Source organism: Limnospira platensis NIES-39 (assembly GCF_026000695.1).
Classification (GTDB): Bacteria; Cyanobacteriota; Cyanobacteriia; order Cyanobacteriales; family Microcoleaceae; genus Limnospira; species Limnospira platensis.
Genome location: NZ_AP026945.1, coordinates 1,716,826 through 1,732,392 on the forward strand (window position 1 = coordinate 1,716,826; position 15,567 = coordinate 1,732,392).

A 15,567-nucleotide genomic window follows, 5' to 3' on the forward strand; every position below is an offset into this window, starting at 1 on the left:
CGGGGTTGTTAAATTACATCCTTGCGTTTTTGCACCACTAATAACAAGCCAAACATCACCATAATTAACCCAATTAAAATCCCCCAATATTTGCCGACATTGACATTAAACATTGAACCATAGTCCTGGAAAAAACGCTTAATGGTTCCTTCGGCTTCACCTAAAGCCCCCTCATATTTACCTCGCCATTCTCCATACTCATCCTGCCATTGTTGAATAGCTGTCTGGTACTCATTAACCCGGTCTTGGTAGGCTTCCATATCAGCTTGATATTGATCCATCTCGTCTTCATAGTCTAGTTGCGCTTGAAAAGACTGGTTATCAGGTCTAGTAGGTTGTTGGGGAGGGTCGCCAGGAGATTCAGGACGGACGGGTTCTGGCTGGTCAACAGCCGGATTATACTTAGCTAAAATGCCGGGAAAACTGCATTGATTAAATAGGCTAGTTCCTAAACAAATACAGTCCTGTTTTTGGGCATCAGTTAAGGCATCGCGTTCATCCTCATCTAACTGCCAACAGGGGTCTTCCGCTACATCTCGACCTACTCCAGTGATAGTAACAAAGGATTCAAACGGCCATTTAGTTAGGGTGAGATGATTAATGATCAGTCCTGGTAGTCCCAAGGTGTTAATAGGTAGCATTCCGCCACCAAAAGTAATTTGAGGAACTAAAAAGATAATGGTCAATAAAGGGGCGATATTCTGGTTAGGAGAAATGGCTGAAACCAATAATCCCATGACCATTCCTGCCATGGTTGCCAAGACTAAGGTTATGTACAAGGAACCATAAACGGAAAAGTCTCCGGGAATCTGAACAGCTATCAGTTTAAACAATAGGAAAATTGCGGCTTGATATAAGGCGAAGACTGAAGCAATACAAACCTTCGACAGAATATAGGGAAGAATTTGTAAACCAATAGTCCTTTCCCGGCGGTAGATATCGGCTTCTTTGACAATATCGCGCATGGTGGCGATACTACCGACCATGACGGCGACTAAGGCGGTAACAAATAGCATGGTAATTACCTGCCCAAAATCGCCTTTGGTATCGTCAAACATATAGCGATTCCAGGTAAACCAGTCAAGTATACCGAGAATAGGGGCGATCGCCAACATTAAGATTAAACTAGCTCGATCGCGCATTAAAATCGACCAATTCCGATTCGATAAAATCAGAAACTGTCGCCAAGCGGAAACCCGTTTAATGGTCGCGCCGGGAACCTGTTGCGATCGCCTATTACCATTAGTTTCAGCCTGAACATTGGTGAGAGTCTTTTGGCGTTGAACCACAAACCTTTGGTATTGGGAAGAGTTGAGATAATCTTGCTGCCAATCTTGAGGCGATCGCTCCCTTTCTACCTTGTGATAAATTTGATTAAAGCGCTCAACCCCAAAATATTGCAGCGCCTCTTGAGGAGGGCCGAAATAAGCAATCCGACCTCCCGCACCTAAAAATACTACTAAATCACACAGCATGACATTATCGGTAGCATGGGTAATCAAAATTACCGTCCTACCTTGGTCTGCCAGATTTCGCAGCAGATTCATAATATCAGCTTCCGTACCCGGATCTAAGCCAGAGGTTGCCTCATCCAAAAAGAATAAACTAGGCTTAGTCAACAATTCCACCCCAATAGATACCCGCTTGAGTTGACCGCCACTGAGGGCTTTAATGGGAACATCCCGACGGTGAGACAATCCCAAATCCTGGAGAACCTCATCAACCCGTTTCTGTCTTTCTGCTAAAGTGGTATCAGCCGGCATTCGTAATTGGGCGGCATAATCCAAAGCCTGAGTCACAGTTAACTCAGTATGGACAATATCCTTTTGGGGAACATAACCAATTTCCGTGCGGTAGGCGTTATAGTTTTTGTACAAGTCAACGCCATTGACTAATACATGGCCTCCCGTAGCTGGACGAAAGCCGTTGAGGGCATCAAGAAGGGTAGATTTACCGCCGCCACTAACCCCAGCCACTACGACAAATTCCCGCGCCTGTATCGATAGGGAAATATCATTGAGTAGGTTAACTTCTTTGGAAACCTGTTTATTTAAGCCTAGCGCATCGAGGCGCAGATTACCTTCTTCGTTGACCTGTACTAAAGTTTCATCAATGTTTAAGGTGAAGCGACAAGGACCGATGCGAATATTGTCTCCCACCGTCAGGGTGCGATCGCCTGTAATTACTTTACCATTGACAAAGGTTCCATTGGTAGAGCTGAGGTCTGTTAAAACAAAAGACCCGTTTTTCCGGGCAATTTGGGCATGGTTGCGAGACACGGAAGGATGATTAATGACTGTATTATTACTCGCATCTCGACCAATAGTAATGAGATCCTTTCCCCGTAACTCTAGGGTAAAACTTAGGACTGTGCCACTGCTTTGCCCTATAGTATTATCAACTACTGTTTCTTCTGATAGGGCTGGGGCGGCGGCTTGGGTCGGGGCTACAGCCAGGGAGCTAAAGCAAAAGGTTAGTTTAGCATCCCCTATTTGGATGGTGTCATTATTGGCTAAGGGTTGCGGCGTTTTGGGGGGAATTGTATCTGCGTTTAGCAGTGTGCCAATGGTACTGCCTAAATCCACAATTACATAGCGATCGCCCTCTAGTCTAATCTCGGCGTGGTGCCGCGAAACACTCATATCTGTTAATACTACTGTGTTATCGGGGGCGCGACCAATGGAAGCTATCCCATTATCAATGACTATTTCAGAAACAGATGTGCTGCCGTAAATTTTGAGTTGGGCATTGGTTGATGAGAAACTCATGTAATATCTCCATTAGCTGGGAAACTGACTAGCTGTTTTGGCTACCACTATTGATAGTAGTGGGATCTGCTACACTCCTTATAATTGGCGAGACAGCTAATCTAAACGCATACCTTCCCTCAAACCTTAGCACAATCACAGTTCTCCGACTCAAGTCCCCCGTCTTCTTGATTAGTAGACTCAATTGGCGATCGCCTGGTCTAACCTCCATCAAGGCTAACATCAAAAAAAGCGATCGCCCTCGAATGAATTTTAGAGCGATCGCTGGGCTTTTTTTAAACAACCAGTTGCTTCTATTATAATGCCAAAATCAACAAAAGTCAACAACTCTTTCCAATTTATTAATGGGCGAAATCCTCCCGCAATTGATTAATTATTGAAGTTTGGGGACTGGCTAGAGGATTTTATTTGCTGTTCATGAACCCACAAAATTAACTTTATTTTGGTTCATCGTCAGGTTTAATAGAGTCACCTTTGCGCTTTAATAATGAACCAGTTACTAGGGCTACTGCCATCAGTCCGAAAATTGTTCCCGGTTCAGGTACGGAACGCTTAGTAGCTGTCCAAGTTCCCGACTCACTATACCAAGCAAAGTCTGGAATTCGAGATCCCCTCAACCACGATGACCACTGGGTTGCATTCATGAGAGCCCCAGCAGAAACTTCTGATCTACCAATGCCATCATACCAGATATTATCCATGAAAAATAACCTTCTTCCAATACAGTCTCTAGTCCTACATGGAACCACACTAGACAGTAAATTATCATCAAATGGTCGCCAGAAAAGATAAGTCTGATGGTTATTGGGGTTATTAAGGAGGAATTCAAATGATAAACCTCTGACATCAGAAACAAAACTGGTGACTTGGAAAAATTGGTCACTTGCGCTGATGTCCAGGGGAATATTACAAGATAATTGATTGACACATAAATTGATGACTCCAGCAAAGGGATGTTTTTCGTGGCTAAACTCTCCAGTACCTACTAACTGACCTTCCGTATCAAAAAAATGGAGGTCGTAGAAAACTAGAGATTGAGCAGGTAGAGAAAAAGCTAAAGCCGAGGCTAATCCTATGCCGGAAGCTAGGGTTAAATTTGCCAAAAGTTTTGTCATGGCCATGGCAGGTTTTAGGTTGAGTGATTGATGCGGAGTTTAAATAATTGTAGATAAAGACTATCTGGCAACGGATTCAATTAGAATTAATGTTCTAGGGAGTCACGCTATCAAATTATTTAATCCCCGTGAGGATGATTAAACACCAAGGCCAGATGAATTTAACAGGGAGTTATGTAAAAAGAATGGGAATTTTGGTGAAGATTGTGTAAAATGATAGCATCCTAATCTAGGCTCGTAACTGCGACCCGTGGGGACGAAGTTAACCCAGATTAGTGGTCAGGGAATTTGCATCAACGGTTGGGAAACCCATCAGCAACCTCTAGGAACTCTAGTTATGTCTGAACCGCTGATTTCTGCTATCATTTGTACCCATAATCGAGCTAACTACTTAGGGGCGGCGATCGATAGCTTGCTAGACCAGGAATTTGATAACTTTGAAGTGATCGTGGTAGATAATGCTTCGAGCGATCGCACCCGTGAAATAGTCGAAAGCAAACTCGATCACCCTAAACTCCGTTATATATACGAGCCGATCACAGGTCTGTCTGTCGCCCGCAATACCGGAGCCAAAACCGCCCAGGCTCCCATTTTAGCCTACCTAGACGATGATGCCGTTGCTAGTCCTCAATGGCTAAGGGTACTCTACACAGCCTATCAAGACAACCAGAAACTAGCGGTAGCAGGGGGTCGCGTTACCTTAATTTGGCCAGAAGGCATCACCCCTCCCCCATGGCTATCCCCCGGTTTAGCCGAAAACTTAGGAGCATATAACCTAGGAGATGATATCCTTTATATCAGCAATCCCGGCTTAACCCCCAGAGGACTAAACTACTCTATCCGCCGCACCTTTCTCGACCAAATTGGAGGGTTTGACCCTAATCTAGGTAGAGTGGGAAAACGGCTGCTTTCTAACGAAGAACTGGTGATGACAGAAGAAGCTCTCAACCGAGGCTGGGAGGTGGCTTATATTCCCGATGCTTTGGTGGCTCATAATGTCGCTCCGGAAAGAGTTAAGCGCAGTTGGTTTATGGAGAGAGGCTGGTGGCAGGGAATTAGTGAGTGTTACCGTGAACAACTGTCGGGACGCGCCAACTGGGGACAATTAGGGCGGGGCGGCGAGAATATGGTCAGAGGACTTTACAAATCCCTAAAGTATTTTAACGATCCAGCTACCCGATTTGATAATTTGGTTTATGCTTATGGTCAAATTGGCTATTTAGGAGCGGCGATCGCTGGTTTGTTAAACATCAACAATACAGCCACCAAACCCAAAACATGAGAAATCACCTATCTTAATGGTCTACTTATCAACATTGTGTTATGAGCATTACTGCATCCAAAATTCCCGTTTCCGTGCTAATTCCTGCCAAAAATGAACAGGAAAATCTCCCCGCGTGTCTGGCTAGTGTGGCTGTGGCTGATGAAATTTTGGTGGTCGATTCTCAAAGTAGCGATCGCACTGTGGAAATTTCCGAAAGTCTCGGAGCTAAAGTGGTACAATTCCACTTCAATGGTCAATGGCCGAAAAAGAAAAATTGGTCCCTGGAAAATCTCCCCTTTCGTAATGAATGGGTGCTAATTGTGGACTGTGACGAACGTATCACCCCGGAATCTTGGCAAGAAATTGCCCAAAAAATCCAAAACCCCGAATATTCTGGCTATTACATTAATCGTCGGGTATTCTTCCTAGGGAAATGGATTCGCCACGGCGGTAAATATCCCGACTGGAACCTGCGTCTATTCAAGCATAAATTGGGTCGCTACGAAAATCTAAACACCGAGAACGTCCGTAATACCGGAGATAATGAAGTACACGAGCACGTAGTCATCTCTGAGGGGAAAGTCGGTTATCTCCAAGAAGATATGCTTCATGAGGATTTCCGGGATTTGTTCCACTGGATAGAACGCCATAACCGCTATTCTAACTGGGAAGCACGGGTTTACTACAATATCCTCACAGGTCAGGATGATAGTAAAACCATTGGGGCTGATTTATTTGGAGATGCAGTCCAGCGGAAACGCTTTTTAAAAACCATTTGGGTGAAACTGCCCTTTAAACCTCTGTTGCGATTTATCCTATTTTATATTATCCAACTGGGTTTTTTGGATGGTCGCGCTGGCTATATTTATGGCCGACTGTTGAGCCAATATGAATATCAAATTGGGGTGAAACTTTACGAATTGCGTAAATTTGGCGGTCAGTTGAATGTGGCGAAACCCACCACCAAGACAGCCACGCCTCAGTCTGTACCTCAAACAGTGGAAAAATGACCAAAACGGAGACATCGACAGAAGCCTGGGTTGATCTGCGAAAGTATGATCAATCTGGGTTTGACCGGGGGAAGCCAGGATGGTTGATTTTACTATGGTGGTTGGTTCAGGCGATCGCCTTTCCCCTGACTCCTCACCCGTTTAATAACATTCGCTGCGGGATTTTGCGGCTGTTTGGGGCCAAAATTGGTCAAGGGGTAATTATTCGACCTACCGCTAGGTTGACTTACCCCTGGAAAGTGGCGATCGGTGATTATAGTTGGATTGGTGATGATGTGGTACTTTATAGCCTAGACCGTATCGAAATCGGTGAGCATTGCGTGATTTCTCAAAAGTCCTATTTGTGTACGGGAAGCCACGATATCCATGACCCCGCTTTTGGTCTACAAACCGCCCCAATTGCGATCGCTCCTGGGGTGTGGGTAGCTACAGATTGCTTTATCGGACCGGGAGTGGCGATCGGTGCTAATACCGTTGTCGGCGCTAGATCCAGCGTCTTCAGTGACCTACCAGCCGCCCAAATTTGCTTAGGAACCCCCTGTCGTCCCCATTCCCCCCGAAATCTCATATCCACAAAAATAATCGATAATTGACAATTTCGTAGGGGCGGGTTCTGCTGTCAACCCGGCATCCCCACCAGGATATGAATAAACCCGCCCTCTCACCCAGCGGACAATTAATAATTAATCATGGTAGGGGCGGGTTCTGCTGTCAACCCGGCATCCCCACCAGGATATAAATAAACCCGCCCTCACCCACCATAATCAACCCGGCATCCCCACCAGGATATAAATAAACCCGCCCTCACCCACCGGACAATTAATAATTAATCATCGTAGGGGCGGGTTCTGCTGTCAACCCGGCATCCCCACCAGGATATAAATAAACCCGCCCTCACCCACCGGAATTAATCATGGTAGGGGCGGGTTCTGCTGTCAACCCGGCATCCCCACCAGGATATAAATAAACCCGCCCTCACCCACCATAATCAACCCGGCATCCCCACCAGGATATGAATAAACCCGCCCTCACCCACCATAATCAACCCGGCATCCCCACCAGGATATGAATAAACCCGCCCTCACCCACCGGAATTAATCATGGTAGGGGCGGGTTCTGCTGTCAACCCTGCATCCCCACCAGGATATGAATAAACCCGCCCTCACCCACCGGAATTAATCATGGTAGGGGCGGGTTCTGCTGTCAACCCTGCATCCCCACCAGGATATGAATAAACCCGCCCTCACCCACCATAATCAATCATCAATTCCTCACCAGGATATAAATAAACCCGCCCTCACCCACCGGAATTAATCATGGTAGGGGCGGGTTCTGCTGTCAACCCGGCATCCCCACCAGGATATGAATAAACCCGCCCTCACCCACCATAATCAATCATCAATTCCTCACCAGGATATGAATAAACCCGCCCCAACTATTGGCTTTTTTTATTCATTCATAGTCTTATAAGTCGATACTGCTGAAGGTGAGCTGCGGTTGAGATAGCGGAAAATCCAATACTTAAATACCGCATCTAATATAACCGGAAATGTCGCAATAAACAGAAAGTTAAAATCTCGGCTTTCTGCTACTCCCAAATGTCTAGCCACACTTTCCAGAATTACCTCCCAACCGTGGGGGGAGTGGAAACCTACGAACATATCAGTTAACAAAATCAGGATAAATGCCTTCGCGCTATCACTGAGGCCATAAATTATATCCCCCATAAATGATTTCACAACTTGCACTTCTGCCTTGTTGTTAGACAAAATCAAGACAAACGTAAACACTGATATGATATCAGCAAAAATATTTTTAATAGAATTAGCACTTAATGAGCGATATTCCTCAGCAATTTTGATAGCTTTGGCTTGGGTTCTTTCCTCTAACTCTTCCGGGGTTAATTCTGGTATGAAACCCACCATCATCTCAAACTTTAACCTAGACTCATATCTCTCAATTTCCATTAAGGCTTCTTCTTCCATGTCAACATTCATAAATAGGGGGGTGTTTTCATTAACCCAAAACCTATCAACTAAGGGACCAATCACAAAGTTTTTCGACAATTGCTGAGTCAAAAGTGGCACTAAAATCAAGATGAGAATAAATCTAATCGCAATAATGGTTTTAACTTTCGATTTCCGATAATCTTTAATCACCTGTTCTTCCGACTCTGGGTTAAGTTCCCGTTTAATCCGAGTCACAGTTCTGAGCAAAGTTCGAGGTAGAAAGCTAGTGCCGGAGTTTTCAGATTGGAGGTTGTCTTTAAGATTATTTTCGGCTTTTGGTGGAGAAATGGGAATATCGGAACTGAGAATAGACTTAGACTTTGTGGGAAGCGAAACCAGTCCATTCTCTGGCTGATTAGGTATCAGAGAACGACTTTCTAAGTCTTCGACTTTTACCAAGGATTTAGATGGTGATGGTACTTGTTTGGGGGATGGTTTTTTCTGATAACGGTTAGTGACAGCATCAATAAATTCTAGTTTTTCACAGATTATGTCAATGGTATCGGCATCTTGATTTCGGTCATAATTGCGGTCATCAATATCATCCGGATTCCGCAACTTGCGATTAAGTTCGGCGGGGTCTATTTGTTCAGAGATACCTAAAATAGAGCGGCTAGTGTTAAATTCTGCTAACCGCATTTGAATGATTTGTAAATACTTATTAACCTCGGATTTAAAATAAGACAAGACTCGATCGCTATATTCATCCGAAGACGACCCGATCGCCTCACCATGAAAATGCTCATTTTCCAGAGATCGTATTTTTAGAGCTGCATCATAAGCCTGATCTAAAGCTCGATCAGGAGTATCACGAAACCACTGATTAGCACGATTGAGAAACCGCTTAAACTGAGTCCAATTTGAGGATGTCATAGTGAGTTGCCAAAAACACCTATTTGAGGTTAGGCGCGAAACAATGGTAATGTACGGGGTATATTAGCACTTTTAATAACATGGCTGTGGTTTGGGAATCACTGTGGATTACCGGAGGCTCACGAACAGGTAAAACTACCCGTTTGGTAGAGCAATTTTGTCTGTGGAGTCAAATGTATGTAGGCGCTCTCAACGCGCCCTATTCAGCCCCATTTCAACCCAAGCACCCTCTACAAGGCTTGCGTCCCCTAGTTTTGGCCGCCAATGGAACCAATAAAAGGCATTTAGTTGATAGGATAACCCAAGCGTCGGCTGGACAATATCCATTTTCCGCCATCACCATTATGGGATTTTTTCAGGCGGAAGTGCTTTTGTTCTGGCCTTTACTCATTGAAGCCCTAGACCTGAGAGCCCAATTTCCCCAGAGGTTGCGTCCTGAACTAGAACAGGAACTTGCCAGCCAACTTTGGAGTCCTGAAATCGATAGTGGAAAACTCACGGACTTTGGGAGAGGGCGCGATCGCATTGTCCGTACAACCCTCGACCTATTACAACTAGCAGGACTCAGCGGCACGCCTGTTGAAGATCTGCCTAGTATTTTAGAACGCCATCAGGCTTTTGATGCCATTGGTGAGACCACCTACACCTGTATGACCGAGATGCTGCTACGTTGGCAAAATTGGTGTCAGCAAAGGGGATTACTAACTTATGGCATTATAGCCGATTTATATTGGCGACATTTGTTGAAGCATCCCACCTATCAACGGCATCTGCTCCATCAGCATCGAGTTATTTTAGCCGATGATGTGGATGAATACCCAGCGATCGCCCGCCATTTATTCGAGTTTCTATTAGAGAATCAAGTGATGGGAGTATTTACTTACAATCCCCAAGGTGCAGTCAGACTAGGTTTAGGGGCAGATCCTAAATATCTAGCACAGTTGCAAGATCGCTGTCAGATAGAACAGCTTTCTCCGGTCGAGGGTTTAGCAGAAACTCTGGGTGCTGAGGTTTTGTCATGGCTCAATCAAGATTATGGTAACTTTCCCGACTTGAGTCACTCTCAGCAGTCAGTTTTGGCGATCGAAACCACTTCTAGGGCTGAACTATTGCGGCGGACGGCTACAACCATCATAGAAGCGGTTAAAAATGATCAGGTACAGCCCCAGGATATTGCTATCATCGCTCCGGGGTTAGATGCGATCGCCCGCTATACTATTCGAGAAATTTTAACCCATGAGGGTATTGCCCTAGAAGAAATTCAACCACAGCAACCGCTGATCACTTCTTCGATAGTGCGATCGCTGCTGACCCTACTCGCCTTAGTATATCCAGGCTTAGGGCGGTTAGTAGATAGAGATGCGATCGCCGAAATGCTGACCATTATCAGTAGCCATATCCCAGAGAGCAAACACAGCAGCACATCAGACCCCGACTCACCCGCCGCCAATTTTCCCATCCATAATGCGATCGATCCAGTGCGAGCCGGTTTATTAGCTGATCACTGTTTCGCCCTTGATTGGCAAAATCCGAAATTATTGCCAATTAATGCCTTTCCACGCTGGGACCGCCTCGGCTACCGTGCCGCCAACACCTATAAATATATTTGTGAGTGGTTATCCCTACAGCAACAGAAGTATCATCAGAACCTCCTCCCCAGTCCTGTCGCCTTATTAGACCGAGCCATCCAGGAATTTTTCATTCCTAGGGTTACAGGTTCACCAGCGTTAATCATAGACATGAATCGCCCAATCCTAAAAGCCTTCGCACAAATCGACCTGTTGCGGGAATTAATGGAAACCGCCATCCACTTTTGGGATATTTATACCAGAGACAAACCCCAGCCATCACCCCTAGAAACCGTCGAAATCACTGGCCAATTTATTGAACTGTTGCGCCGAGGAGTTGTTACCGCCAACCCCTACCCCGTGGGAGAAATGGCTGTTAAGGCTCCTGCTGTCACCCTCGCCACCATTTTCCAATACCGTGTCAATCACCAATCCCATTCCTGGCACTTTTGGCTTGATGCAGGTTCCCCCCTCTGGTTCCAAGAGGGAGCTAGTAGCCTTTGGGGTGCGCCTGTGTTTCTCCAAGATATTCAACAGCAGAGACAGCCTTGGACCAGTGAAGATATGATGGCAGCCAATCAGCAAAGACTACAAAGGATTGTGTGGGATTTATTAAGTCGGGTTAGCGATCGCCTTTATCTCTGTCATAGTGAATTATCAGTTAATGGTCAAGAACAACTCGGACCTCTTCTACCCCTTGTCAGTAGTGTACCAACGCGGTAAAAATGGGGGTAATATGAATCCAATTCAATTTCTGAAATCCCGTTCAATACCCCCCTAAGTTCATGAGAACATCCCCAAAACACAAAAAATTTGCATCTGCTAATTAATTACCAATTCGGCTATAATTAACCATTAAAAGTCAATTTTAATTGTGTTTCCATGAAAAACATCCTCAATAATACATCTTAATTGACCCTAATCAGTCACCGAGAAATCTGAATAATTTATGATTAAAAGTCACAGTTTCTGCGATATTTACGCTAGTAGGATTGACTGATCCATCATTAATCTGTTTAAATTGATACCCATTCATCTTATGTCGATGACTTCAAATCACCGATGTGGCTACCTTGCCCAAATCAAGCCCCAAAATCATAACCATTAGCATCAATTGACATAGCCTAATCGTTAAAATAACCCCTTGTCTATGCCAAAATTCCCAAGTCATCATCAATTAGGAGTCACGCCATGACCAGTTCAACCATTCCCACCACCCCTGCTCAACTTGCGTTGCGAGTATCTCCTGGAGATCAAATTCTCAGCCTCAACCAAGTTGTTCTCATCTTTCCCGCCGAACCAATACCCAACAGATTTGAAACCTTCCCAGGGTCCATCACCAACATATTACCGGCCTCCAACGGCTTAGGGGATACCCTACTGGGAGAGGGAGGAATCACACTATTTGTTCCCGATGAGCCAGGCTTTGAAGCTACAATTCAAGGTAGCAGTGAAACCGTAATAGTAGTGAGAGCCGGCGGACAAGACCAAGGATTCCTCACCGTTCTAAATCGAGAACCCGGTAGACTCCAAAGCCGTGCAGACGGCTCCTTTGTCTTTATCCCTGACGATGCAGGAGACCCAGAGCCAGACCCAGGGACTGACCCATCACCAGATCCAGGAACTGACCCAGGAACTGACCCAGACCCAGAACCCAGAGAAAATCAACCTCCCATAGCCAACGATGTTTTTGTCACCACCAGCCAGGGACAAGACACCTTTTTTGATGTACTCTTCAACGACACAGACCCAGACGGAGATACCCTCAGCGTTCAAAACTTCAGCAGCACCGCCAACGGAAGCCTAATCTTCAACGGTGCCGGAATATTCACCTATCGACCCAACCCAGACTTCTTTGGTACTGATGGCTTTAGTTACAATGTCACCGACGGCACAGACTCCGACCTAGCGCAAGTGGTGATCTCAGTTCAACCAGGCGACTTTGCCCAAATCATCGAAGGAATAGGTCAAGGAACCACCGGAGATGACTCTATTATCGGCTCATCAGGGGATGATGTCATTAATGGTTTAGCTGGAAACGATACCATCTTCGGTTTAGCTGGAAACGACCTCCTACAAGGTGACGAAGGCGACGATCTACTCTTCGGCAACCAAGGCAACGATACCCTAGACGGCGGACCGGGTAATGATACCGCCTATGGAGGTCAGGACAATGACCTGATGATTGGTGGAGATGGTAATGACTTACTATTCGGCAACCTCGGCAACGATACCCTATTGGGGGGACCTGGTGCAGATTCTATGTATGGCGGGGACGGCAACGACTGCATTCGGGGTGGTGTTGGGAATGACTTGATTTTTGGCGACAAAGGTAATGATATCCTCTGGGGAGATGACGGCAACGACACTATTTATGGTGGGGAGGGAGATGATTTAATCTTCGGTAATGATGGTGCTGATCTATTATTTGGGGGAGTTGGCAACGATACTATTTTTGGCGGACCAGGAAACGATACTATCATCGGCGGGGAAGGCGATGATCAAATTGCTGGAGAAGTGGGAGATGATTTATTATTCGGGGGTCCCGGAGCTGATACCCTAACAGGTGGTTCCGGTAGTGACACCTTTGCGATCGCCGAAGGTAGTGGCGGCGGTAGCGTAGAAGAAGCTAATGTCATTAATGACTTCACTGGTGGGACTGATAAAATTGGTTTGTTGGGGAACCTCACCTTTGAACAACTCAGCATTACCCAAAGCGAGGAAAACGCCGGGAATGCTATTATCCGTAATGGTAGTGATGGAGAGTTCCTAGCAGTTCTCATTGGGGTTAACAGCAATAACCTAACCGCCTCCGATTTTGTCCCCGTCGTCGGCTTGGACATCGGCATACCCACACCACCCACACCGACACCACCGACACCACCGACACCACCGACACCACCGACACCACCGACACCACCGACACCACCGACACCACCGACACCCACACCGACCCCTCCTGTACCTCCACTTCCGCCACCCCCACCCCCTATCAACTTGCCACCTAACGCAGTTGATGACCGGGTGAGACGAGGGGTAAACCAACCAGTGACCTTTGACGTACTCGCCAATGATAGCGACCCTGAAGGGGAACCTATTAGGGTGATTGAATTTACCATGACCACTGGGGGGGGCTTAATCCAAAGTCCTGCTGACCCCAGAGGCGGAACATTTACTTATACTCCTAATCCTGGCTTTGTAGAGCCGGAAACCTTTACCTATACCATAACTGATGGTAGTGGTAACACTGCCCAAGCCACTGTATTTATACAGGTTAATCAACCGCCAGAATTAGTAGTTAATCGCGGGATTATCCTACTGCCAACTCAGCAACAAACCATCACAGTTAATAACCTATTTGCCGAAGACCCAGACAATCTTCCGACTGAGGTATTTTATGAGGTATTAAGAGAGCCTCAAGCTGGTATTATGCAGAGATTGGGGACCACCTCCACCGATCGCATTAGAACTGGCGATCGATTTAGCCAAGAAAGCATTAATACTGGTGCTATTATCTACACCTCTGGTAGAGAGTCTGGCGTAGATGATTTAGTATTCCGACTCACAGATAGTGTCGCCACCTTACCCCAGCAAATCTTTAGTATCTCAGTCGTGGATGACTTCATTCAGGGAACTGATGAAGATGACAACATAGTTGGTACAGCCTTGAGTGAGTACATTCAAGGATTTGGTGGTAATGATACCCTTGTGGGTGTTGGCGGTCGAAATATCCTCGAAGGAGGTCCGGGAAATGACTCCCTAGTGGGGGGAAGTGGTAATGATGTCATTGATGGTGGAGAAGGAAACGATACCCTATTGGGTAACGAAGGTAACGACTCTATCTTTGGTGGACCCGGTAACGACTCCATCATTGGTGGTAGTGGAATTAACAGCCTATTTGGAGAAGGTGGAGACGATACCATTATCGGCGGTGATGATGGTAATTTACTCAGTGGTGGTGTTGGTAATGACTCCCTCACTGGTGGCACAGGTAACGATACCATTTTTGGTGGTGATGGTGATGACACCATAATTACTGAGCGAGGCGATAACCAATTATTTGGAGATGACGGCGACGATTTCATCTGGGGTGGAATTGGTCGAGATCTAATTCAAGGAGGACCGGGCAATGATACCCTCATTGGTGGCTCTGGTAATAACACCATTTTTGGTGGACTGGGTAACGATTCTATCGTTGGCGGCAAAGGAGATGACACCCTGTTTGGTGGTGAAGGTAACGACACCATTGAGGGAAGTGCTGGTGATAACAGCATCTTTGGCGGCGCTGGGAATGATTCGATTATAGCCGGACCAGGTAATGATACCGTATTTGCTGGACCAGGTAACGATCAGGTCTATGGTGGTGATGGTAACAACCTCATCTTTGGAGACAGTGGCAATGATACCCTCTATGGTGGCAGTGGAGATGATACCATATCTGGGGGAGCCGGTTCTGACCTACTCACAGGAGATTCCGGTAACAATGTCTTCTACTACCTCAACCCCGGCGAGGGAGTCGATATTATTACTGATTTTAAAGATCCAGGAAACGATCGCTTCTTAATTCTGTCTGGAGAAAACAATTTTGAGGGGTTAGTTCCCACCGTTGGCACCGCCGCCGCACCCCTCCAAAGCGCTATCATTAGCGCTCTCGGCTCAGAAGGTACTGACATTAGCGGACGACAATTAATTATCTTCCAAGACACCTTTGATAATATTCAAGCCGTTAACGCCGCCCTCAAAAATCAAAGGGGTTCAGATGGCGGTTCCGCTTTGATACTCTACCGGAATAACCTCACCTATCAAGGCTTCCGAGGTAACTATATTCTCGGTTTTGACCCGGACTTATCTGATGACAGTTTACCCGCCTTTGACTTGGCTATTCTGGAATCAATTGATCCTTCGACGGATAACATTAGTACCATTATCGGCTCTAATGATTTCACTATTATCTAGCCAT

9 protein-coding genes are annotated in these 15,567 nt (G+C 46.0%); 5 read left to right on the forward strand and 4 right to left on the reverse strand.

Annotated elements, in window-relative coordinates; translation table 11 throughout:
- Positions 1 to 8: 8 nt before the first annotated feature.
- The 3 genes from N39L_RS08575 to N39L_RS08585 form a co-directional block, all read right to left on the reverse strand.
- The gene (locus N39L_RS08575; protein ID WP_014274937.1) at positions 9 to 2,768 is read right to left on the reverse strand and encodes an FHA domain-containing protein; all 2,760 of its coding nucleotides are present in this window, start codon (positions 2,766 to 2,768) and stop codon (positions 9 to 11) included.
- A 28-nt stretch (positions 2,769 to 2,796) separates the two neighbouring features.
- Positions 2,797 to 3,051, reverse strand: coding sequence for a hypothetical protein (locus N39L_RS08580; protein ID WP_014274938.1), 255 nt, complete (start codon positions 3,049 to 3,051; stop codon positions 2,797 to 2,799).
- A gap of 154 nt (positions 3,052 to 3,205) precedes the next feature.
- Positions 3,206 to 3,883: a PEP-CTERM sorting domain-containing protein gene (locus N39L_RS08585; RefSeq protein ID WP_231852134.1), complete on the reverse strand. Its 678-nt coding sequence runs from the start codon at positions 3,881 to 3,883 to the stop codon at positions 3,206 to 3,208.
- Between the two features lie 337 nt (positions 3,884 to 4,220).
- Between N39L_RS08585 and N39L_RS08590 the strand changes: the two genes are divergently transcribed.
- The 3 genes from N39L_RS08590 to hpsU are packed head-to-tail and all read left to right on the forward strand — an operon-like array spanning position 4,221 to position 6,750.
- On the forward strand, positions 4,221 to 5,165 hold the full coding sequence (locus tag N39L_RS08590; RefSeq protein WP_014274939.1) for a glycosyltransferase family 2 protein: 945 nt from the start codon (positions 4,221 to 4,223) through the stop codon (positions 5,163 to 5,165).
- A 41-nt stretch (positions 5,166 to 5,206) separates the two neighbouring features.
- Positions 5,207 to 6,157: a glycosyltransferase family 2 protein gene (locus tag N39L_RS08595; protein WP_006616791.1), complete on the forward strand. Its 951-nt coding sequence runs from the start codon at positions 5,207 to 5,209 to the stop codon at positions 6,155 to 6,157.
- Complete coding sequence (gene hpsU, locus N39L_RS08600) at positions 6,154 to 6,750, forward strand: hormogonium polysaccharide biosynthesis acetyltransferase HpsU (RefSeq protein ID WP_006616790.1); 597 nt, start codon at positions 6,154 to 6,156, stop codon at positions 6,748 to 6,750. The genes N39L_RS08595 and hpsU overlap by 4 nt, the downstream gene beginning before the upstream one ends.
- 855 nt (positions 6,751 to 7,605) lie before the next feature.
- Here hpsU and N39L_RS08605 read toward each other — a convergent pair.
- Positions 7,606 to 9,039, reverse strand: coding sequence for a proton extrusion protein PcxA (locus N39L_RS08605; RefSeq protein WP_014274940.1), 1,434 nt, complete (start codon positions 9,037 to 9,039; stop codon positions 7,606 to 7,608).
- An 80-nt stretch (positions 9,040 to 9,119) separates the two neighbouring features.
- Between N39L_RS08605 and N39L_RS08610 the strand changes: the two genes are divergently transcribed.
- Both N39L_RS08610 and N39L_RS08615 read left to right on the forward strand, forming a co-directional pair.
- Positions 9,120 to 11,330, forward strand: coding sequence for a hypothetical protein (locus tag N39L_RS08610; protein ID WP_014274941.1), 2,211 nt, complete (start codon positions 9,120 to 9,122; stop codon positions 11,328 to 11,330).
- Positions 11,331 to 11,798: 468 nt separating this feature from the next.
- Positions 11,799 to 15,563, forward strand: a complete 3,765-nt coding sequence (locus N39L_RS08615) for an Ig-like domain-containing protein (RefSeq protein WP_014274942.1) — start codon at positions 11,799 to 11,801, stop codon at positions 15,561 to 15,563.
- Positions 15,564 to 15,567: the final 4 nt, after the last annotated feature.